The organism is Rhizobium sp. SL42, assembly GCF_021729845.1.
Lineage (GTDB): Bacteria > Pseudomonadota > Alphaproteobacteria > Rhizobiales > Rhizobiaceae > Allorhizobium.
The window spans coordinates 244,168-265,338 of the sequence record NZ_CP063399.1; the positions used below are offsets into that span (position 1 = coordinate 244,168).

Consider the following 21,171-nt stretch of genomic DNA (forward strand, 5'->3'; position numbering starts at 1 on the left):
ATGAACGTCCAAAGAGAAACCCTGTCGAAGGTCATTCGGCCGACACCGTCTTGGCGGGTCGAGACACGCACCCGAGTCTCCGCGCTGTTTTCGAACGCAGCCATTCTGTTCGTGCTGTTTTTGGCGGCGGCTCCCTTCGTCGCCTCGCGCGGCGTGGTGCAGGACCTTTTCTTCATCCTGACCATGCTGACGCTCGCCCAGAGCTGGAACCTGCTGGCCGGTTATGCCGGGCTGATCTCAGTCGGCCAACAACTCTTCGTCGGATGCGGCGCCTATGCGCTCTTCGGCTTCGTCATACTCGTCGATATCGATCCCATCCTCGCTATCCCCCTCGCCGGCCTCTTTGCCGTGCTGGTTTCGGTACCGACGGCCTTCTTCACCTTCCGGCTCTATGGCCCCTATTTCGCCATCGGCACATGGGTCATCGCCGAGGTCGGCCGCCTACTCTTTGCCCAATGGAAGGCACTCGGCGGCGGCACGGGCACGTCGCTCCCCCGGGAAGCGACGCGCGAGATGTTCGGCGTCTCCTTGCTCGAGGACTGGTTCGGCATGCGGGCCGCAGCCGCAGCCGATGCGGTCGCCTACTGGCTGGCACTTCTTGTACTCGTCCTGACGATTTGGTTCGTCTACCGCCTCCTGAGCTCCAAGCAGGGCTTGGGGCTCGCGGCCGTGCGCGACAACGAGACGGCGGCCCGGGCACTGGGCGTCGACGCGCGCCGACTGAAGCTCGTGATCTATCTCTCGACCGCCTTCATCACCGGGGTCGTGGGCGCGCTCATCTACCTGCAGAAGGCCCGAATCTCGCCGGATGCCGCCTTCTCGCTTACCGACTGGACGGCCTATGTCATCTTCATCGTGGTAATCGGCGGCATCGGCACCATCGAGGGGCCGATCCTCGGGGTCATTCTCTTTTTCCTGATGCAGAATGCCCTCTCGAACTACGGGTCCTGGTACCTGCTGCTGCTCGGCGCGCTCGCCATCGTCACCATGCTGTTTGCGCCGCGCGGGATCTGGGGCCTGATCACCGACCGTACCGGCATCGAACTCTTTCCGGTCCGCCGCACCTTGAGGGAAGTCTCGAAGAAACCCTTGGTGAAAGCCGATTGAATGGCACAGCGCGTTGCACGCATTTCGATCTACCTGGCAATTCATCCACCAATGCGAAACCGAAATGGCTTTTGTTACGGAGAGCCACCAATGGGAAATGCCGGGCCGGCGTTGGAATCTTCGGCCACGAGCGTTCTATTATTGGGAAATCTAGCTCCAAATTGAGGGGAACGATGACACAAGTAATCGATGTAGCTTTGGACAGACGTCCCCTCTCGGCGGGTGAAATTTCCGACTGGCTTTTGAAAAACAAGGATCTTGACCACTATCGGCCCATCAGTAGTGATCGCGTTGGCTCCTATTCGTTCACTATGCGGGCGGTTGACGGATTTGCTGCCTGGGATGCGTCGAGTGCAGCAAGTCGCCAATTTGACGTGGGACTCAATGGTGACAATTTTATGTTTTTCTTAGAGAAAAATACGTCCTACACCATCAGGTCAGGGGCCATCTCTCATGGTCTTTGTCGTGACAGCGGGCTAATCACATCGGCAGACCGCTACTCAGGTATAGATATTTCTGAGCTATCGGCTGGTGAAGGCTTCGTCGTCTCACGAACAGCAATTACGAAAGCGCTTTTTGATATATACCAGAGACCCATAGTTGGTGATTTCGAATTCTCACCAACGCTTGATCTTAGAAGTCAGAATATTAAACATATAGTTGGCCTTATGCGATATTTTAGAGATAACGTACTCGGGGCTCCTGATTTGAATGTATCGCCGCTTGCCGTGGTTAGCTTTCAGGAAATGCTTAGTTTCTTGATGGTCGGAAATCTTGAGCATTCATGTTCCAATTTCGTGCCCCTTTCTTCAAGGATTGCTCCCATTCAGGTCAAGAGGGCACGCGAGATTCTTCATGCGAACGCACATCTGCCAATTGCTATCGCCGATGTTGCGGAAGCAGTGGGCGTCAGTGTCCGAGCTTTGCAGGTCAACTTCCGCACATTTCTCGACACGACGCCTCGGCTCTATCTACATCTGCTACGCCTCGACGGCGTTCGTCGTGATTTGCAACACGCCTCCCCCGCGTCGATCACAATAGCTGATGTTGCTCGACGTTGGGGTTTTACGCATATGGGTCGCTTTGCACGGGAATATCGAAAGAAGTTCGGCGTGAAGCCTTCGGAGGATTTGGGGCGGATATTTCTTGTTTAGCGCCTGATCGAAAAAGAGTTGAGTGAAATCAGAAGGTTGTGATTCAGTTTGTTTGCTTAGGACGAACGGAGCCCACAATGGGCTGGACCGATTTCACCCGTCGGCGATTTGCCCGACGCGCAATGCGGTATGCAAGATGGGGTCGTTGCCGCCGTCCCGCGACGGCATCGTGATGTGCCAAGATTGTGGTGTTTACAGCCACAGAGCGGAAAGGCCGGCAAGGTAATGGCGCCAGTCGTAAATCGTTCGCGGCGGCTTGTCGTGGCTGCGCTCAATGACCCGCGGATGTTCGCAGAGGACATTGCCCTCGGCCGCAACCACCAGTCTCTCGGGATATATCCGCAGGCTGACGGGCCGGTTCGCAAACGATGCTGGTACGCTGTAACGATTACGCTCAAAGGTGATCAGGCATGTCGGCGAGACGCGCTTGCTCTGCTCGACGAAGCCGTCAAACATGGCGGGGAGCGACATCAATGCTGCCCGCTCATCAGCCCAGACATCCGCGATCGTGCCGGACAAGGTTCCATGCGCCGTCTCCCGCCATAGGTCCTGGCAATGCTGTTCCAGCCAGTCATTCAACGCCGCCAAATCGGGAAAGTCCGGCATCTGTTGCCACAAGCGTGGTCGGGCATCCTGGACGTTCGTGAGCGTCCGGTGAGCGGATTTTGCTGAACGAGCCAGTTAGGCGATGTTCTGGCATTAGAACCAGCATTAGTGCTGACACTAATATCAGATCTGAGAGGTTGGCATGGCTCGCATGGAGATCATTTCCGGCGTTGAGCGTAGGCGGCGGTGGTCGAAGGAAGCGAAGCTGGCGATATTGGCTGAAGCCGATCAACCGGGCGTTCGCATTGGTGATGTCGCTCGTCGCCATGACATTTATCCTGCGCAGATCCGTTTATGGCGGAAACGCTTAGCCACTTCGATGTGTCAGCAACGTTCCTTCCGGTCCACCTGGTCAACGAAGTAAGCCTCGGGCAGATGCCGGCGGCCGGCGGGGCGCCCGCGCTTATCAAGATCCAGCTACGAAATGGTCGCAGCCTGAAAGTTCCGGCGGACATTGAACGCAAGACGCTGTCATCGTTGACCGCGTGTGTTGAGGCTGCATGATCGGGCCGACAGGAAATGTGCGGGTCTACGTGGCTTGCGGGGTGACCGATATGCGGCGCGGTATCGATGGTCTGTCTGCTATGGTCGAGGCGGTGATCAAGGGTTCTGCCTATTCTACAAGATTCTCGAGCGCGGATACTTTCCTTGGCCGACGGCGAAAGATGGTGTTGCGCATCTGACGCAGGCTCAGTTGTCGATGCTTGTTGAAGGGATTGGCTGGCGCCGACCAGCGTGGACTTCCGCCCCTGGCCGCACGGGTTAAAAGCTATATTTTACAGGGACATCCGGGGCAAAACGCTAGTACTTTCCCTGCAAATCGGCTATGTTTTTGGGCATGAAAGCACCGCCGCTGGACAGTCAGGACGAGCTATTGGCATTGCGCGCGCTCGTCGCTGAACAGGCGGCGAAACTCAGTGCGCAAGAAGCCGAAGTCATCAAACGCGACTCTGTTGATTTCCACTGAGAGCTGACCCGGCGCAGCCCCATATTTCCGTTGAGAATTGACCCATGTTTCAACCGTCCCTCGCATTTTTTCAGCGGGGGCTCTGGAGTGATCGACATGGCGTTTCTGAGCGTGATCCGACGCTGGCATTTTCGAGAGCATCTATCGATCCGGGAGATTTGCCGCAGGACCGGCCTATCCCGGAATACCATCCGCAAATACCTGCGTGCCGGCGGCGTGGAGCCAACGTTCAAGGTGCCGGAGAGACCGAGCAAGCTTGATCCGTTTGCGGATCGGTTGTCGGCCTGGCTGAAGACGGAATCGAAGAAGGGCCGCAAGCAGAAGCGGACGATAAAGCAGCTACATGCTGACTTGATGAGCCTCGGCTACGAGGGCTCCTACAACCGGGTGGCAGCATTTGCTCGAGAATGGCGTGATGACCGGCAGAGAGAACTGCAGACGACGGGCCGCGGGACATATGTGCCCCTAGCGTTCGACCCCGGCGAAGCCTTCCAGTTCGATTGGTCGGAAGATTGGGCGATCATCGGCAATGAGCGCACAAAACTGCAGGTGGCGCATACGAAGCTGAGCTACAGCCGCGCCTTCATCGTCCGGGCCTATCTCCTGCAGACGCACGAGATGCTGTTTGATGCCCACAATCATGCATTCCGCGTGTTCGGAGGCATCCCCGGCCGTGGCATCTACGACAACATGCGCACCGCGATCGACAAGGTCGGCCGTGGCAAAGAGCGTGACGTCAACGTCCGCTTCCAGGCGATGGCCAGTCATTACCTGTTCGAACCCGAGTTCTGCAATCCGGCGTCCGGCTGGGAGAAGGGGCAGGTCGAGAAGAATGTTCAGGATGCGCGTCATCGCTTCTTCCAACCGATCCCGCGCTTTCCATCGCTGGACGCTCTGAACGACTGGCTCGAGCAGCGTTGCAAGGAGTTCTGGGCCAAGACACCACATGGTCAGATGCGTGGCACCATCGCCGACATCTGGGCCGAGGAGGCTCCAGCTCTCATGCCCGTTTCCAGGCCGTTCGACGGGTTTGTTGAATACACGAAGCGGGTCACACCAACCTGCCTCGTGCATCTGGAGCGCAACCGCTACAGCGTTCCGGCATCCTTTGCCAATCGACCGGTAAGCCTTCGCGTCTACCCGGATCGTGTTGTCGTCGCGGCGGAAGGTCAGATCGTTTGCGAGCACCGTCGCGTCATCGATCGTTCCCATGACCGGCCGGGACAGACCATATACGACTGGCGGCATTATCTGGCGGTGGTGCAGCGAAAGCCAGGTGCTCTTCGCAACGGTGCTCCATTCGTCGAGCTTCCCGAAGCATTCCGGACCTTGCAACAATATCTGCTCAAGAAGCCAGGTGGCGACCGCGAGATGGTCGATATTCTGGCGCTTGTTCTCCAGCACGACGAACAGGCAGTGCTCTCGGCCGTCGACATGGCGCTAAAGTCCGGTGTTCCGACGAAGACGCATGTCCTGAACCTGCTGCATCGCCTCGTCGACGGCAAAACCTTCACGCCGCCGACCCTCGACGCACCTCAGGCCCTGACGCTCACCAACGAGCCCAAGGCCAATGTCGTAACCGGTGTTTTCGCCCCACATTGTCCGCCGTCGCCTGATCTGTGATCGACATTCCATGGATGAGCGACAAGGAGTTTCTCCATGGAGTCTACGTTGGAGGTTCTCACAACGCGGCGGAGCCGACGCGAGGCGCATCGCCAATGGCCTGACAAGGTCAAGGCGCGGATCGTTTCGGAGAGCTTGCGTCCGGGCGTAACGGTGAATGAAGTAGCGGGACGCTACGGGCTGAAGGCCAATCACTTGTCTTCCTGGCGCACGCTGGCACGGCAAGGCAAGTTGGTGTTGCCAGAGCCTGAGGACCCGGTGGAGTTCGCGTCCATCGTTGTTGATGCTCCAGCGCCGGAGCCGCAGACCGTCAACGTCGCTTCCCGCGCCGAGATCGTCGTGGGTCCAGTTACAATCCGTCTTGAGGAAGGCGCGTCAGCGTCCCGGATCGCCGCCATCGCCCGCGCCCTGGCGGCGACGACATGATCTTTCCGTCGAACCGCGTCAGGATCATGGTGGCAACCAAACCCGTGGATTTCCGCAAGGGTCATGATGGATTGGCGGCGCTGGTGAAGAACGAACTGCACAAGGACCCGTTCACCGGAACCGTCTTCGTGTTTCGGTCACGAAAGGCGGACCGGTTGAAGCTGATCTACTGGGATGGCTCCGGGATAGTCCTGGCCTACAAAAGGCTGGAAGAGCAAAGCTTCACCTGGCCTGGCATCAGAGATGGCCTGATGACGCTGACCCACGCTCAGTTTGAAGCGCTGTTCGCGGGCCTTGATTGGCGGCGTGTTCATGCCGTCCAGACGAGAACCCCAGAGGCTATCGAATAGCTGCGGCACGATGACTCAGCACGGCAAATCCCGAAGGCAAATCAGCTCAGGATTTGGTAGTTTCCGGCCATGCTTGATGCCGCCGACCTTCCCGATGATGTTGCCGCCCTGAAGGTGATGCTGATTGCGGCACAGGCACGCGAGGCGGCCAAGGACGTCGCGATAGCCAGAAAAGACGAGCATATCGCCCGCAAGGATGAGCGGATCGAACGGCTTGAGAAGCTCGTCGCAGCGTTCAAGCAGGCAGCCTTCGGACGCAAATCCGAGAAGGCCGATCCTGACCAATTCGACCTGGCGCTGGAAGACCTGGAGACGGCTATCGCCGTAACCCATGCTGAGGATGAGGCGGACGCTCCTGCAGGAAACAGGATTAGCAAGCCACGTGCGACCAATCGCGGCTCCCTTCCAAAGCATCTTCCGCGTATCGAGGAGGTGATCGAGCCAGAAAGCCTGATCTGCGCCTGCGGTGGTTGCCTGCACTGCATTGGCGAGGATGTCTCCGAGCGGCTGGACGTGATCCCGGCACAGTTCCGCGTGATCGTCACTCGCCGCCCTAAGTATGCCTGCCGTGCCTGCACCGACGGGGTCGTCCAAGCCCCAGCTCCGGCCCGGCTGATCCAGGCTGGGCTGCCGACGGAAGCGACCGTCGCACATGTTCTGGTCTCCAAATATGCCGATCACCTTCCGCTCTATCGGCAGGCGCAGATCATGAGCCGCCAGAGCATCGATCTCGACCGATCAACGCTGGCCGACTGGGTCGGTCGGGCAGCCTATGAACTGCGTCCCGTCTTTGATGCACTGATTGCCGACCTGAAGCGCTCGACCAAGCTGTTCATGGACGAGACCCGTGCTCCGGTTCTCGATCCGGGCTCCCGCAAGACGAAGACCGGATACTTCTGGGCGCTGGCGCGTGATGATCGCCCATGGGGCGGCGGTGCGCCGCCAGGCGTCGCCTTCACCTATGCTCCCGGTCGCGGGGGCATTCATGCGGAACGGATATTGCAGGGCTTCTCCGGCATCCTGCAGGTCGATGGCTATGCCGGATACAACAGGCTGATCGCACCCGACAGGGTCGGCGCGGACATTCGGCTTGCCTATTGCTGGGCACACGCTCGTCGTAAGCTGGTGGAGATCACCCGTAACGGCTCAGCGCCGATTGCCGAGGATGGCGTCAAGCGGATCGGTGAGCTGTATCGTATAGAAGCCGAACTGCGCGGTCTTGATCCGGACGCTCGCCTTGCAGGTCGGCAGGAACGATCAGCGCCGCTGGTCGCCGACATGCAGGCTTGGCTTGTCCATCACCGCGCCCGTGTCGCGACGAAGTCGCCACTTGGCGAGGCGTTGGCCTACATTGCCAAATACTGGGATGGTCTGAAGCTCTTCTTGACCGACGGCCGCATTGAGATCGACAACAACAGCGTCGAGCGGACCATCCGGCCGATTGCCCTCAATCGCAAAAACGCGCTCTTCGCGGGGCACGACGCCGGAGCCGAGAACTGGGCGATAATCGCCTCGCTGATTGAGACCTGCAAGCTCAATGCTGTCGATCCTCTGGCCTATCTGACTGCCACGCTCACCGCCATCGTCAACGGCCACAAGCAGAGCCGGGTGAAGGAGCTGCTGCCGTGGAACCATCCCATTTGTGGAAATGCCAACAAAGACCGGTGACTAATTGGTTGCGGTCTCGCGCGGATGGCCCCGTCGGCTTGCTCAAACTGTCGCTCCCCAAAGCAGACTGAGTCCTGAGGTAACCAGCAGCGCATCCATAATATGGCGAAAAGCCTCCGGCGTGAGCCGGAGGAGGAAAGGTTTCGCTATGAAGGAACCGATCATCAGAGATGCCCCCACAGTCAGACCCTTGACGACAATAGCAAAAGGAAGCGCTCCCGAGCCCTGAAAGGTGAGCGTTTTGGCGGTGTAGATCGCTAGCGAAGCTGCTGCTTCGGTACCGATAAAGGCTCCCTTGGTCAGGCCATAACCGATGAACACTGGTACGGAGGCAGGTCCAGAAGAGGCCACGATCCCGGTCAAGAAGCCGAGGCATGTTCCGGCTGCGGCCAGATGAGGTAAGCGTAAGTGGATAAGGCTTGTTGCCAACCAGCGACGTCCGGGGATCATCAAGAGCAAGAATGCTCCAATCGCCGCATCTACTGCGCGAGGCGGCAGAACAAGCATTGTTCGTGCACCAAGAACCGCCGCAGGAACGCCGGTAACCGCATAGGCTGCCACAGCCCGCCAATCAACTTCCCGCCACCACACAAGAATTCTGGAGATATTCGCCATAACGGCAGCCACCGCCATTATTGGTACAGCTTCCTTTGGCCCATAGACATAGGCCAACACCGGGACGAGCATGATGGAGGAGCCAGTACCGATGATGCCACTGATGGTCCCGGCAAGCAGGCCGATGATCAAGATGAGGAGCAGTCCCATTCGCAGTATACCGAAACCTCGTGATTGCGTACGCCCAGCTCTATCTCGATTCCAAGCACCCAGACAAATTCAACTCACCTAAACAACCGATCTGGTGACGGCGTAGCGCTACGTGCGCTTGGGAGCGTGACAATGCGTGTCAAGGGAACACCGCTTACCCAATGTCGAACGATACGATACCTTGAGAAAGACGGAGGCTCGCCATGCGTCATAACCCGGCAAGCGGCGCGATTGTCATCATGCTGCGGCAACTGAAGATGCACGGAATGGCCCAAGCCGTCGGTGATCTGACCGAACAGGGATCGCCGGCGTTCGAGGCTGCCATTCCAATTTTGTCCCAGCTTCTCAAGGCGGAAACAGCCGAACGAGAGGTCCGATCGACCGCATATCAACTCAAGACGGCACGCTTCCCGGCCTATCGTGATCTGAACGGCTTCGACTTCACCAGCAGCGAGATCAACGAGGCGCTCGTGCAGCAACTCCATGGCTGCGACTTCCTCGACGACGCCAACAACATCGTCCTGGTCGGCGGTCCCGGCACGGGCAAGACGCACATTGCTACGGCGATCGGTGTCCAAGCCATCGAGCACCACCATAAGCGGGTCCGGTTCTTCTCGACGGTCGAGCTGGTCAACGCGCTGGAACAGGAAAAGGCGCAAGGACGCTCCGGCCAGATCGCCAACCGCCTCGTCCACTCCGATCTCGTCATCCTTGATGAGCTTGGGTACTTGCCGTTCAGCGCGTCAGGCGGTGCGATGCTGTTCCATCTGCTGAGCAAGCTCTACGAGCGAACCAGCGTCATCATCACGACGAACCTCAGCTTCAGCGAATGGGCCAGCGTCTTCGGTGATGCCAAGATGACCACGGCATTGCTCGATCGGCTTACCCATCATTGCCACATCCTTGAAACCGGAAACGACAGCTTCCGCTTCAAGAACAGCTCGGCGCATGAGCCCAAAACAACGAAGGAGAAACGCAGGGCCTTGACCACTACGACCAGCACAAACGATACTTAAAGGCGGGTCACTTCTCGGTGGAAACGCCGGGTCAGCTCTCAGTGGAAATCAACAAACTGAAAAATCAATGGGGCATAGACCGCGCATACGGTTCGGTTTGTCTGTGCAACTCGGGGCTCGCTATCCCTTGCTTAGGATAGCGTATAATTGCTCCTGGACCGCTTCGACTGATAAGCGATCGTCGTCGAAGAAGTTGGCAAGAATCGCGATAAATCCCTCGGACACCTGAGCCGACATTGCCATGGACTGGGCGCTAACACCGCTCTTCTCCGCGATCATCTCCAAACCAAGACGGCCACAGCGATCGAGGCTATTCGGGTCCACGTCCGTCCGTACGGGAAGCGATCCTTTGACACTGCTGAAGGCAACCTGGTTCTCTCGGTCCATGACCATACGGGCAAAATCGCGTTGAACTTCGATCGACGCTTCGCGATTTGTAGTGGGGAAGGCGAAGGCATCGATGACCATGAAGTAGGCGATTTCGGTGCCCGGGACGAGGCTGCATTGAAAATCCTTGTCTACGGCGTAGCCATGCGTCATCAATTCGCCTTTGGCCCAGTCGCCCATGAACTGCATCCCAGCATGGCCACTTCCTACCGCTGCGGTGGCGTCCGCCCAGGACTTTCCTATTCGCGCCTGCGCGGGCTCGACATATTGCGATAGCCGTCGCAGCATGGCGAGCGCATCAGCCATTCGGGGATCGCGTACCATCGAAGCATCGCCCCGGATAATCCGGGCATACCCTTCCGAACCCAACTTGTGGTGCATGATGTTGTTAAAGATGAGCGAGATTTCCCAACGACCGCCGCCTAGTGCTAGGGCCACATGCCCATCACGCTTAATCCTATCTGCGGCCACGAATATTTCCTCCCACGTCCGTGGGACAGGCAACCCAATCCGGTCGAACAGGGCCTTGCTGGTCCACAGCCAGTTCTCTGCATGAATACTCGTCGGAGCGAAGTAGATCTTTCCTTGATAACTTATACGATCAAGCACGGTCGCAGGCAGAACATCACGCCAGTGGTCGGCGGCGGCGACCTCTTCCAAGTCAAGGACGATGCCCATTTCCGGCAATTCCCGCGATCCTTCATTGGCATTCCATTGCATTACAGAGGGTGCGTAGCCATTGGCTACACGATCACTCACAGCGCGCTGAACGGCGACCTTGTTCTCCATCGGTAAATCGATCCAGCGGTTCCCCGCGCGGCCCCAGGCGTCTCGGAATACATCAAGCGCCCTTGCTTCACTCTTCGATACCCAATAGTGGACAACATCGACTGCGTCGCTTTCTGCGGCGGAAACATGACTGCATGGCAGGCTCAATGCCAGTGATGTAAGTACCTGGGCAAGGTAATTTGCTTTCCTCGACAACGTCAATTCCTCTCACGCTCGCCTTGTGTGCCTCAATGTGCAGTTCCAGCTATTCTGGAATCCGGGTGGATTGATTTCCCAAGCGGTACGAGTTGGACCGTAGGGATGTGAGAAATAGCGATCTCGGCCGATCCCGGTTTACCGAACAGGTAACCCTGACCAAGTTCGCAGCCGATCTCGAGCAGGAAACGGTGCTGTGCGTCCGTTTCGATACCCTCAGCAACGCAGCGTTTTCCGAGATGCCTGGACAGGTCTACTATCGCTCGGATGATCTGTGCCGATCGCGGATCCGTCTCGATTCCAGAAACGAAACTGCGATCAATCTTCAGTTCATCAAACGGGAAATCGCGTAAATGCACCAGCGATGCGAACCCGGTGCCAAAATCATCAAGTGAGACGGAGACGCCGTTTCGGCGAAACGTCTCCACAGCGCTGAGAATTCGCTGAGAATTTCGATTAAGGAATACATCTTCGGTGATTTCGACAGAAAAATCGCTCCATTGGAGACGGTTTTTTCGGATCACTTCCGCAAAGATATCATAACCTTCGTCGGAAAGAAGAAGCATCTCTGGCAGGTTGATGGCCACGGCGCCGGGGGCCAAGCCGGCGTTCTTCCAATGACCGATGTCACGACCAACCGTCGATATGACTGTTTGAGTCATACCCTTCATAAGCTGGGTTCCCTCCATAAGAGGCAGGAAGCGGCTTGGTGGCAGCAATCCGAGGCATGGGTGTTGCCAGCGCACCAGAGCCTCAAATCCCATATGGACCCCTGATACAAGGTTCACCTTGGGTTGATAATGTACAACAAACTCACTTCGATCAGCAGCAGCAGCAAGCGCAATTACGAGTTGAGCGTTCTCAAGGCGCTTGGCAAGCGCCGCTTCGTCGAAGATGATGGAGGTGCCACGAAGTCCTTTGGCGGAGTACAATGCCACATCGGCCGCCTGAAGCAGGCTTGTGCCATCGTTCCCGTGATTTGGCGCGATAGCGCCGCCAACGGATGCCGACGTTCGTAGAACCCGTCCCTCGAAAGGGATATCTCTTGCGATGAACTGGCGTATGCGCTCCGCGAGCGCGGCCAGCAGCGATGCGTCTCTCACCCCAGGAAGAAGCACCGCGAACTCGTCCCCACCAAGACGCGCTGCTATGTCACCTGCGCGGATAACTTTGCGAAGCGATTCGGCAACATGGCGTAGAATCGCGTCTCCGGCGGGATGACCGAAGCTGTCGTTGACACTCTTGAAATGATCGAGATCCACCAAGAGGAGTGAGAAGCCTAACTCTTTACTTCCTGTTTCAGAAAAGAGGCGCGTCATGGCGGAATTAAAGTGAGAACGATTTGCGAGACCAGTTAGATCGTCAGTGCCCGCAAGGAGCGACAGTTTGCACTCGTAATCCACGGTTCGAAAATGCTCATTGCGCAGCTTTTGCAGGAGGGGACGGAATACTAAACTGGCGGTGAGAAGGACTGTGGTTGCAATGAGCGTAAGGAGGCTCATGCCTGCAAGCTTGGCATTGTAGATGCTGACTGTGCTTCTATCGTGAGCACTCTGGCTGAGATCGGCAAATCCACGCATCAGCATGCTGTCAGATGCCGCCGCGAAATCTATCGCCCCCCAGAATGAATAGCGATCCCGAAGCTCTTGTGTATTCGTAGTTGCAATCTTCTCAGCTCGCTCAAGAAATCCCTCGACCGAAGCAGCTAGATCATGTCGCGCACGCTCGAACCGCTCAGCCTTCGGAAGGATGCGCTCAAGATAATTCCTGTTGATTTGTTCATGCATTATCTCCAGCTGACTGCCGACTGTACGCAGGTCCTTGATCGCCTCGTGAATGTCATCACGCATTGCGTCGACAATATATTCAGGCAACTTGACGTCCACGGAAGCGCGCATCAAGGCTCGGGTCTGGTTGGCGAGTTGTTGGAACCGTATGAACTGATTGCTGGTCAGAAAGCTGATGTTCTGCTGCAATGAGTGGCGATCAAGCGCCACCAGTACCGTCGCGCATGTGGCCCCGACAAGCAACATCATGATGACGACCGTGTTGAAGTACTGCCGGCCGATCGACCGAATGTACCGTCCCATGGATTTGTTGTGCTCGCTTATGGGCTGTCCCGTACCGGACATCTCATGCTCCCTCGCTCGAAAGTTTTGTAGACGCTTCCGCAGGAGGCTCTTCCGCAGCCCCGAGGCTTAGTTCCACATGGCTTGTCAGCTCAATTCGAGGAGCGTTTTCGTTTTTCGATAGTGATGCCACGGCCATGCGGATCTCTTCGAGCGTCGTGAATACCTCCATCATCAGGTCGCGTGCAGTCCCGAGATCAGGCGATGAATGCTGTTGAAGCCTGGCGCTGGGAAAGGAAATGATGTTCGACATTTTGCGTATATTCCCCTAGATTTATCAAAGTAGACGTTCTCTTTATCTCGCCAGCAGCGATACTTCGTACTTTCAGATCGGCACTCCATCTCAGTCGCGAATAGCCGTCGCGCACCGGTACAGCATTCTGGCAGGAAGTCAGGAACTGGGCGGATCTGATGAAAGAGCTGGAACAGTGAACTCGAAGACGGTGACGGAAGATATCGACTGGGCAGACACCTCAGGCGTATCGAAACCCGACATCCTGCCAGCCTCGGCGTTCATCCGCCTTTTCGATGAGACCCAGAATTGGCCTCAATCGTATACTTGTGGTTAATCAAATATCGGGTGGCTAGAAAGCGATCAAATGCCTTGCGGATTTCGGACAAGCGGCCCGGAATATGGATATCGATCATGCCCCGGGAGGTTCTCTAGTTGCGGTTGTCAAGTTGATCGTAGTGGGCGTCACAGGTCGCCGGTCTCGTGACGCTTAGAATAGAGCCGCAGATGGTGACTGCTCGACCGCTGTGGCCTTGAGCTCGCCAGACCAAAACCGCCGCAACTGTCGCGGCGAGCCGTCAAGGTGATCGGGCACCGCCTCGATCATCCGCATCAATCCAAGGCTAGGCGGTGTGGACGGATTGCCGCATGTTTAATTTCTGCGATTCCCAAATCAGTATTTGAATGATTCATGGGTTGCCGGTTTCAGAGGAGATCGGCGATGCTGACGAAGATGACAGAAGCGGACTGGGCGGTCGCACTTGAGGTTTTCCGCGTCTCGCTTCCACGGCGGGGCGACAAGGGTTGAGATGACCGGCTGTTTTTGGAGGCCCTGCACTAATTCTCCGTCAACAATATCACCTGGCGCGGTCTGCCGGAGCGCTATGGACATTGGAACAGTGTCTGGAGGCGCTTTTCCCGATTGAGCAAGGCGGGTGTTTTTGAGATTTTCTTCGAGCACCTTGCCAGCCTGAGCACGTCGGCCGATCTGGTTCAGATGTTCGACAGCACCGTGGTGCGCGCGCATGTTTCGGCAGCAGGAGCAAAAGGGGGCAATATGGCCAAGCGCTTGGCCGCTCGCGAGGCGGCTTCTCGACCAAAATCCACCTGAAGACCGATTTCGACGGACATCCCATCGCCTTTGATCTGACCGGGGGCGAGAAAGGTGACGCTCCGCACTTTCCAATCCTGCTTGGCCTTGGCCCCGATGTAGATCCCCGCGCCGCCATGGGCGACAAGGGAAATGACAGCAAGGCTAACCGGCGGGCCGCAAGAAGGCGGGGTGCGGTTCCCGTCATTCCTTATCGTTCAACGGCAAAATCAAAGCCGACGTTCTTTCCCAAAGCGCTCTACAAAGGTCGCGCCCGCATCGAGCAAGCAGTCGGAAAACTCAAGCGCTTCAAGCGCGTCGCGCTACGATGCGAGAAGACCAAACAAAATTTCTCCTCCATCGTCGCAATCGCCGCAGGCTTCATCTTGATCAAATCCGTCCACACTGCCTAGCCGCAGGCCTAGACATAGATCCTCACATTCAGAGAAGTCGTTTGCCCGAAATACCCTGCCCAGTATCACCAGCGCCAGATGGGGCCTCCTTGCCGCTTACAATGTTCTCAACGCCGTGTCGCCGGCACCATGTCCATAGGTGTCGTTCACGCGCTTGAAGTGGTCGATGTCAAGGTCTGCGCTCCTGCGGGTGTCCGGAAAACTTCACCCCGCATCACCACGCCAGATGGGGTCTCCTTGCCTGCCACTTAAGCTTCAAGTTTGACCTCTGCTGAAGATTCGGTGTGCCCTAACCATCGAGCCGAAGAAATCGAACTCCTGCTTCGGTGCTTTCCTCTTCGCACCAAGACGCAGGGCGGCGACATCGTAGATTGCCTCAAAGATGCGTGCTTCCACCTCGATGTCGGAGGGAATCGGCTTGCTTGGTCTCGATTCATCTTCAATCTGACATGGATGCATAATGGGGACGCCTTGATGTTGTTGTTTGTGGTGTGGTGTGGTGAAGTTGAAGCTTGGATCGACGGAGCGTCCCGCTGCTTGCGACGAAGCGCAGCACCTACATCTTATTGACCCTCGGGCGAGTGCAGAGAAGTCAGGGCATAGGGGCCTCGATAGATACCGATAACGTCTTCGGTGGCTTCTAAATTTCAATCACTCACCCACCATAAACCGGATCGCAGATTCCAGTTCTTTGGCCGAACAGTCTTCGCACGTGCCTTTCCTAGGCATCGCATTAAATCCTTCGATGGCCGACTTCAGCAATGCGGGGAGACCCTTTCCCAGTCGAGGACCCCAGTCCTTGGAAACGCCGGCTTTCGGGGAACTCACCATCACATTTGTAGGCGCGTGGCAGGCAGAGCAGTAGTCGCGATAGACTTCTTCAGCGGCGCGATCCTGGGCGATTGCCGATGCAGTGATGGCAGTGAGCAAAACGATAGCAAGTACCCATAACTTCATGAGTAGCGGACCTTCGATGATGATTGCTGGGAAGAAAGCGGCCGGGAAGACCGGCCGCCCGCCAAGGTTACTGGCCTTCCTTGGCATGGAGCATCGTCTGCGCATAGAAGATGCCCAGCCCGTAGCCACCCGCATGTTCCTTCGCGATATCCGTGACAGCGGCATAGGTTTCGCCGCGCGCCCAGTCACGCTGAAGCTCGAGAAGGTACTGAACCCACGTGATCGGATGGGCACCAGCTTGAACCATCCGCTCGATCGCTCTGTCGTTAGCCTCATTGCTGATGCCTCCGGATGCGTCGGTCACGAAATAGACCTCGTAGCCCTGATCGATAGCGGAGAGCACCGGCATCACGCCGCAGACTTCCGTCCAGAGAGCAGCCACAACGAGCTTCTTGCGTCCGGACTTTGCAACGGCGTCCACAACGCGCTGGTCTTCCCAGGAATTCATCGTCGTACGGTCGATCGGCGTTTGTTCAGGAAAAACAGCCTGGATTTCGGGGAAGATGGGGCCACTGAAAGATTGCCCAGCGACTGTCGTCAGAATGGTAGGTACGTTGAAGGCCTTTGCGGACTTGGTTAGGCCGGTGACGTTGTTGCGCAGTTCCGCGATGTCGATCGAGCGGGTGGCAAATGCCATTTGCGGCTGGTGGTCAATGAGCAGCAGCGCGTGGTTTTCAGGTGTCAGCAGGCTATTCGCCCCAGGAGCAGCCTCCGCATTCGCACCAATTAGGCCCAAGGAAAGGACCAGTGCGAGGGCGTTGAAGATATTTGAGATTTTCATGATTCGTCTCCTTGTGAAGCGATTTTCAGATCGCTAGAAGCAAAACTCCTCCATGTCCGCCTTGATAACAATTCCGAAGAAAACGAACATACTATTTCGTAACGCTGAATAGTGGAAAGATCGGATGTAACCTATGATTCGCGACCTTATCTCGCTGAAAACTTTCGTCACTATCGCGTCCCAGGGCAGTTTCGCCAAAGCGGCGGACAAGCTCGGGATTTCGAGACCACTCGCCACCAAGCACGTCGCTGCTCTGGAAAAAGAGCTCGGTGCGAAGCTGTTCAACCGAACCACGCGGCAGCTGAGCCTCACCGAGGCCGGTCGCACTCTCTGCTCAACAGCGTCGACGATGTTCGGTCTTCTTGAAGGTGCCGAACAGGACATCAGGGGGGCGACCTCGTCGCCGAAGGGGACTTTACGGCTAAACGCACCAATGTCGTTCGGCACGCTCCATCTCAGCGAAATTGTGAGCGATTTTCTCTGCATGCATCCCTATGTGGACGTTGAGCTCACGCTTGACGACAGGACGATAAACGTCGTGGAAGAGGGCTACGACATCGCTATCCGTGTAGGACGACTTGAAGATTCTACGTTGGTGGCGCGCCATCTGGGGCCGGCGCGAATGGTCGTTTGCGCATCTCCCAGTTACCTCGACGTAAACGGTACCCCCGAGAATCCAGCGGATCTCGAGCGGCACCAATGTCTCGTGTACGACTACCTGGCGCGAAGGAGCACCTGGAGTTTCGAACGGTATGGTCAGACCGAGAATATCCGGGTGTCAGGCAGGCTTCGTAGCAACAATGGAGAGACACTGGTCCAGGCTGCAGTCGCTGGCGTCGGCGTGGTCCTTGCTCCGACTTTTATAGCTTCGGAACACCTGAAATCGGGTACTCTCACTCCGCTGCTATGCGATTGGAAAGTACTGGAGCCATCCTTTTATGCCGTCATGCCTCCGGGGCGGATCGACGTCGGCAAGGTCCGGGCGTTTGTCGACCATCTGGTGGGCGCGCTCGGCACCGTGCCTTATTGGGACCGGGACTTAGACTTCTAGAGCAAGGTCTTTCTACGGACGCCCTCAAGCCAAGAGTTGGGTAAAATGCCTAGTTGTGGCCAGCACACAAAACGCACTGCTATCCATATTCCGCGTTAAAATCGTAACTATCGCTGCCTAATTCAAGCACATTTATCAAATATTTACAAATAAAAGACCTTTTCTGAATCTTCAATGAACTATGAACCAAGGAAATCCGAGGGGAAAATGACGAAAAATCCACTTCGACTCAGTATTACAAGAACGATAACCGTAGTCGCGACATTAGTTCTCTTGCTTTCCTTGGTCACGGTGTCGTTGGTCATTTCCGCGATTGTCCAGACGCGCATCCAGAAACAGGCAATCGCTGGGCAGGATGCGAGCCTTCGAACCGCCGCAACCATCATCGAACGGGATCTGCCCGGCACCAAGGTCACCTGGGCCAAGGACGGCAATGTCGAGCGCATCGTGATGGATGGCATCCCTGCAGTATTCACCGAACACGGCATGATCGACACGATCGGCAGGATGACCGGTCAGACGGCAACGATCTTCGCCTGGGATGCCAAGAGCAAGGATTTCTGGCGCCGCACGACGAACATCATCAAGCCCGATGGCAACCGCGCCGTTGGCACGGCACTCGGCCAGAGCGGCGCTGTCTATTCCTTCTCCGTCAAGGGTGAGGTCTATCGCGGCGAAGCCGTAATTTTGGAGACCCCATACTACACGATCTACCAGCCGATCTTCTCGCCGGCCGGTGATGTGCTCGGCATTCTCTATGCCGGCGTCCGCAAAGCCGACATCAACAGCATCGCCACCGATATGACCTACGCGATAGGCACCACCGCGCTGATCGTGCTCCTGATCGCAGCGACCCTCATCGCACTGCTCGTCCGCCGCATTGTCGGCTCGCTCCCGCGCCTGACAGCTGTCGCCGAACGCCTGGCCTCGGGCCAGCTCGAGACCTTGGTGCCGGATCAGGAACGGAAGAACGAGATCGGCGCCCTCGCCCGGGCTATCAAACTCTTCCGCGAAAGCGCCATCCAGAAGATCGAGATCGAGCGCGCTGCAGCAGACGCTGCCGCACAGGGTGAGAAGGACCGCACCGAGCGCGAAATCGCAAAGGCCGAGGACGCCCGCGCCGTGCAGGACGCCGTCGACTGTCTCGCAGACGGCCTGAACAAGCTCAGCGATGGCGACTTGACCGTGAGAATCGACCGCACCTTCGCCGGCAATCTCGACCGCCTGCGTGTCGACTTCAACGCCTCCGTCGAAAAGCTCAGCAGTACGCTCTCGGAGATCCGCGAGGAAACCTCCGGCATCGAGGCGAGCTCCGCCGAGATGCGCTCTGCAACCGACGACCTGTCGAAGCGAACCGAACAGCAGGCAGCGTCGCTCGAAGAAACCTCTGCCGCCCTGGAAGAGATCACCTCCACGGTTCGTGGATCCTCGGCCAAGGCCGACGAAGCAGCAACAATTGCAACCAAGGCCCGCCAGAGCACCGAAAGCTCGAGCAAGGTCGTATCCAACGCGATCGAGGCGATGAGCCGCATCGAGCAGGCTTCGAGCGAAATCTCCAAGATCATCAACGTAATCGACGAAATCGCTTTCCAGACCAATCTGCTGGCACTGAACGCCGGTGTGGAGGCCGCGCGCGCCGGGGATGCCGGCAAGGGTTTTGCAGTCGTCGCACAGGAAGTCCGTGAACTCGCTCAGCGTTCGGCGAACGCCGCCAAGGACATCAAGGCGCTGATTCACAAGTCGGGCGAAGCCGTCGCCGGCGGTGTGTCGCTGGTCCGGCAGACCGGCAGCGCGCTCGGCGAGATTTCCAATCAGGTGGCGGTGATCAATGACCACATCACGGCGATCGCGTCTGCGGCGCATGAGCAGTCGACCGTCCTGAACGAGATCAACGACTCGGTCAACCACATGGACCAGTTCACCCAGAAGAACGCCGCCATGGTGGAAGAGGCAACCGCCGTCACGCACCGCCTCGGCGAAAGCGCCCGCAACCTCGCGGGCCTCGTCTCGCAGTTCCGTATCGCCGGTGGCGCAAGCCAGACCACCGGTTACCAGCCGGCAGCCCCGACCTCGCGTGCGGCAGCACCACGTCCAGTTGCAGCTCCCGCTCAGGCCCGCCCGGTCGCCTCTCCGGCGCGCAAGATGGTCAGCGGCTTGGCCAAGGCCCTTGGTGGCGGCAGTGCTGCCGCGGTGACTTTGCAGGGCAACTGGGAAGAGTTCTGATCCCAGCATTGTTGAGTTTCAGCAGAATTTGAACCAAAGGGGATGGGACGAAAACTTGGACCACCAGGAGGTAGTTCATGTATTCGTACGCAGACAGACTTCGAGAAATCGAGCTTTATATCAAGCTCGGCAAGCGGATTAAGGCGACTATTCGGCAGTTGGGTTATCCCACCAAGAATGCCCTAAGAGGCTGCCTCAAAAAGAAGTGGGTGATTTCAATAGGTTATGATTCCTTCGGATTTACAAAGATTCGATGGAGTTCACGATGGCCTGGACTGAAATCACCCGTCGGCAATATGCCCGGCGAACGGCACGCTACGCAAGCGATATGACAGATCGGGAATGGGGGCTGGTTCAGCCTTTCCTACCAATGCCGCGCCGCTTGGGCCGTCCACGGACCTCGGATTTACGTGAGGTCGTCAACGCTCTGCTTTACATCGCCATGACCGGTTGCCAGTGGCGCATGCTGCCGAAGGACTTTCCGCCCTGTTCAACCGTCCAGCGCTATTTCTATGAATGGCGGGCACTGGGACTTTGGGCGCGCATCAACCATCATCTGGTGATGGAGGCCCGCGAGCTGGAGGGCAGAGAGGCAAGCCCGACGGCCGGTGTGATCGACAGCCAGAGCGTGAAAATCACGGAAAGCGGCGGTATACGAGGCTATGATGCGGGCAGAAAACCAAAGGGCGCAAGCGCCATATCATCGTCGATACGCTTAGGCTGATGGTCGGTCTTATGGTACACAGCGCCGATATCCAGGATCGCGACGGTGCTCCCGATCTCCCGAAATCCATACGCCACAGGTGGCCCTGGTTGCTGCATGTCTTCGCCGATGGTGGTTATGCGGGCGACAAGTTGAAGCGGCGGCTGAAGAAGATCGGGCGCTGGACGATCTAGATCATCAAGCGCCCGGACAAAGCGAAAGGCTTTCAAGGTTTGCCGCGTCGCTGGGTGGTCGAGCGGACCTTCGCGTGGCTCGGTAGATGCCGAAGATTGGCCAAGGACGTCGAGCGCTCCATCGCATCAGCCGAGGCGTGAATCATGATCGCCCACATTCGTCTCATCACCCGACGCCTCGCAAGGTATCGATATCGTTGAGGGCTTTTCGAGTCCGACTCTAAGCTACACCACGTCATGGGACACGATCCCGGGACAAGCCGTCCAGTTACTTCCAGGAAGCCGCAGTCTTATGGCAATGCTGCTTGAAATCCAATCGGGCGGTTTGAAGTGTTGAGCGTTCAC

21 protein-coding genes and 4 pseudogenes are annotated in these 21,171 nt (G+C 57.4%); 17 read left to right on the forward strand and 8 right to left on the reverse strand.

Annotation, left to right across the window (positions count from 1 at the left end):
* Positions 1–1,107 carry a branched-chain amino acid ABC transporter permease gene (locus IM739_RS23495; RefSeq protein WP_237371772.1) on the forward strand — a complete coding sequence of 369 codons (1,107 nt, stop codon included), beginning with the start codon at positions 1–3 and terminating at the stop codon, positions 1,105–1,107.
* 173 nt (positions 1,108–1,280) lie between these two features.
* Complete coding sequence (locus IM739_RS23500; RefSeq protein ID WP_237371773.1) at positions 1,281–2,261, forward strand: helix-turn-helix transcriptional regulator; 981 nt, start codon at positions 1,281–1,283, stop codon at positions 2,259–2,261.
* A 216-nt stretch (positions 2,262–2,477) separates the two neighbouring features.
* Here IM739_RS23500 and IM739_RS23505 read toward each other — a convergent pair.
* Positions 2,478–2,903 (reverse strand): annotated as a pseudogene (locus IM739_RS23505) (Mu transposase domain-containing protein); the annotation flags it as partial.
* 115 nt (positions 2,904–3,018) lie between these two features.
* Here IM739_RS23505 and IM739_RS24190 point away from each other — a divergent pair.
* The 9 genes from IM739_RS24190 to tnpC all read left to right on the forward strand — a co-directional run bounded on the left by IM739_RS24190 (position 3,019) and on the right by tnpC (position 7,901).
* Positions 3,019–3,231: a transposase gene (locus IM739_RS24190; protein WP_442981184.1), complete on the forward strand. Its 213-nt coding sequence runs from the start codon at positions 3,019–3,021 to the stop codon at positions 3,229–3,231.
* Positions 3,162–3,371, forward strand: a complete 210-nt coding sequence (locus IM739_RS23515) for a hypothetical protein (protein WP_237371775.1) — start codon at positions 3,162–3,164, stop codon at positions 3,369–3,371. The genes IM739_RS24190 and IM739_RS23515 overlap by 70 nt, the downstream gene beginning before the upstream one ends.
* Positions 3,372–3,421: 50 nt before the next feature.
* Positions 3,422–3,550 (forward strand): hypothetical protein, encoded by a 129-nt coding sequence (locus IM739_RS24195; protein ID WP_442981185.1) that lies wholly within the window; start codon positions 3,422–3,424, stop codon positions 3,548–3,550.
* Entirely contained in the window at positions 3,493–3,633 is a 141-nt protein-coding gene (tnpB, locus tag IM739_RS24200; RefSeq protein WP_442981186.1) for an IS66 family insertion sequence element accessory protein TnpB, read from the forward strand. Before IM739_RS24195 ends, tnpB (IM739_RS24200) begins: the two co-directional genes overlap by 58 nt.
* Positions 3,634–3,705: 72 nt before the next feature.
* Entirely contained in the window at positions 3,706–3,834 is a 129-nt protein-coding gene (locus IM739_RS24085) for a hypothetical protein (RefSeq protein WP_272911350.1), read from the forward strand.
* A 96-nt stretch (positions 3,835–3,930) separates the two neighbouring features.
* A complete protein-coding gene (gene istA, locus IM739_RS23525; protein WP_237371776.1) occupies positions 3,931–5,457 on the forward strand; it encodes an IS21 family transposase in 1,527 nt (508 codons plus the stop codon).
* 36 nt (positions 5,458–5,493) lie between these two features.
* Positions 5,494–5,883: an IS66-like element accessory protein TnpA gene (gene tnpA / locus IM739_RS23530; RefSeq protein WP_237371777.1), complete on the forward strand. Its 390-nt coding sequence runs from the start codon at positions 5,494–5,496 to the stop codon at positions 5,881–5,883.
* A complete protein-coding gene (gene tnpB / locus IM739_RS23535; protein WP_237371778.1) occupies positions 5,880–6,233 on the forward strand; it encodes an IS66 family insertion sequence element accessory protein TnpB in 354 nt (117 codons plus the stop codon). Before tnpA ends, tnpB (IM739_RS23535) begins: the two co-directional genes overlap by 4 nt.
* A 69-nt stretch (positions 6,234–6,302) precedes the next feature.
* Positions 6,303–7,901 carry an IS66 family transposase gene (gene tnpC / locus IM739_RS23540; protein WP_237371779.1) on the forward strand — a complete coding sequence of 533 codons (1,599 nt, stop codon included), beginning with the start codon at positions 6,303–6,305 and terminating at the stop codon, positions 7,899–7,901.
* A 42-nt stretch (positions 7,902–7,943) separates the two neighbouring features.
* On the opposite strand, the gene IM739_RS23545 is transcribed toward tnpC, so the two are convergent.
* Positions 7,944–8,666 (reverse strand): sulfite exporter TauE/SafE family protein, encoded by a 723-nt coding sequence (locus IM739_RS23545; protein WP_237371780.1) that lies wholly within the window; start codon positions 8,664–8,666, stop codon positions 7,944–7,946.
* Between the two features lie 203 nt (positions 8,667–8,869).
* Between IM739_RS23545 and istB the strand changes: the two genes are divergently transcribed.
* Positions 8,870–9,682, forward strand: a complete 813-nt coding sequence (gene istB / locus IM739_RS23550) for an IS21-like element helper ATPase IstB (RefSeq protein WP_237371781.1) — start codon at positions 8,870–8,872, stop codon at positions 9,680–9,682.
* A 120-nt stretch (positions 9,683–9,802) separates the two neighbouring features.
* Here istB and IM739_RS23555 read toward each other — a convergent pair whose 3' ends face one another.
* The 3 genes from IM739_RS23555 to IM739_RS23565 form a co-directional block, all read right to left on the reverse strand.
* Positions 9,803–11,011, reverse strand: coding sequence for an ABC transporter substrate-binding protein (locus tag IM739_RS23555; protein WP_237372000.1), 1,209 nt, complete (start codon positions 11,009–11,011; stop codon positions 9,803–9,805).
* Positions 11,012–11,085: 74 nt separating this feature from the next.
* On the reverse strand, positions 11,086–13,185 hold the full coding sequence (locus IM739_RS23560; protein ID WP_237371782.1) for a putative bifunctional diguanylate cyclase/phosphodiesterase: 2,100 nt from the start codon (positions 13,183–13,185) through the stop codon (positions 11,086–11,088).
* 1 nt (position 13,186) lies between these two features.
* The gene (locus IM739_RS23565) at positions 13,187–13,435 is read right to left on the reverse strand and encodes a hypothetical protein (RefSeq protein ID WP_237371783.1); all 249 of its coding nucleotides are present in this window, start codon (positions 13,433–13,435) and stop codon (positions 13,187–13,189) included.
* 850 nt (positions 13,436–14,285) lie between these two features.
* Here IM739_RS23565 and IM739_RS23570 point away from each other — a divergent pair.
* Both IM739_RS23570 and IM739_RS23575 read left to right on the forward strand, forming a co-directional pair.
* The gene (locus tag IM739_RS23570; protein WP_237372001.1) at positions 14,286–14,525 is read left to right on the forward strand and encodes a hypothetical protein; all 240 of its coding nucleotides are present in this window, start codon (positions 14,286–14,288) and stop codon (positions 14,523–14,525) included.
* A pseudogene (locus IM739_RS23575) lies at positions 14,504–14,917 on the forward strand (transposase); the annotation flags it as partial. The gene IM739_RS23570 and the pseudogene IM739_RS23575, both read left to right, overlap by 22 nt.
* 99 nt (positions 14,918–15,016) lie before the next feature.
* Here IM739_RS23575 and IM739_RS23580 read toward each other — a convergent pair.
* The 3 genes and pseudogenes from IM739_RS23580 to IM739_RS23590 all read right to left on the reverse strand — a co-directional run.
* A pseudogene (locus IM739_RS23580) lies at positions 15,017–15,091 on the reverse strand (diguanylate cyclase); the annotation flags it as partial.
* Between the two features lie 477 nt (positions 15,092–15,568).
* Entirely contained in the window at positions 15,569–15,961 is a 393-nt protein-coding gene (locus IM739_RS23585; RefSeq protein WP_237371784.1) for a c-type cytochrome, read from the reverse strand.
* Positions 15,942–16,655: a hydrolase gene (locus tag IM739_RS23590; RefSeq protein WP_237371785.1), complete on the reverse strand. Its 714-nt coding sequence runs from the start codon at positions 16,653–16,655 to the stop codon at positions 15,942–15,944. Before IM739_RS23590 ends, IM739_RS23585 begins: the two co-directional genes overlap by 20 nt.
* A 133-nt stretch (positions 16,656–16,788) precedes the next feature.
* Between IM739_RS23590 and IM739_RS23595 the strand changes: the two genes are divergently transcribed.
* From IM739_RS23595 to IM739_RS23605, 3 genes and pseudogenes are all read left to right on the forward strand, one after another.
* Entirely contained in the window at positions 16,789–17,706 is a 918-nt protein-coding gene (locus IM739_RS23595; protein WP_237371786.1) for a LysR family transcriptional regulator, read from the forward strand.
* 273 nt (positions 17,707–17,979) lie between these two features.
* Complete coding sequence (locus IM739_RS23600) at positions 17,980–19,929, forward strand: methyl-accepting chemotaxis protein (RefSeq protein ID WP_237371787.1); 1,950 nt, start codon at positions 17,980–17,982, stop codon at positions 19,927–19,929.
* Between the two features lie 265 nt (positions 19,930–20,194).
* A pseudogene (locus IM739_RS23605) lies at positions 20,195–20,967 on the forward strand (IS5 family transposase).
* Positions 20,968–21,171: the final 204 nt, after the last annotated feature.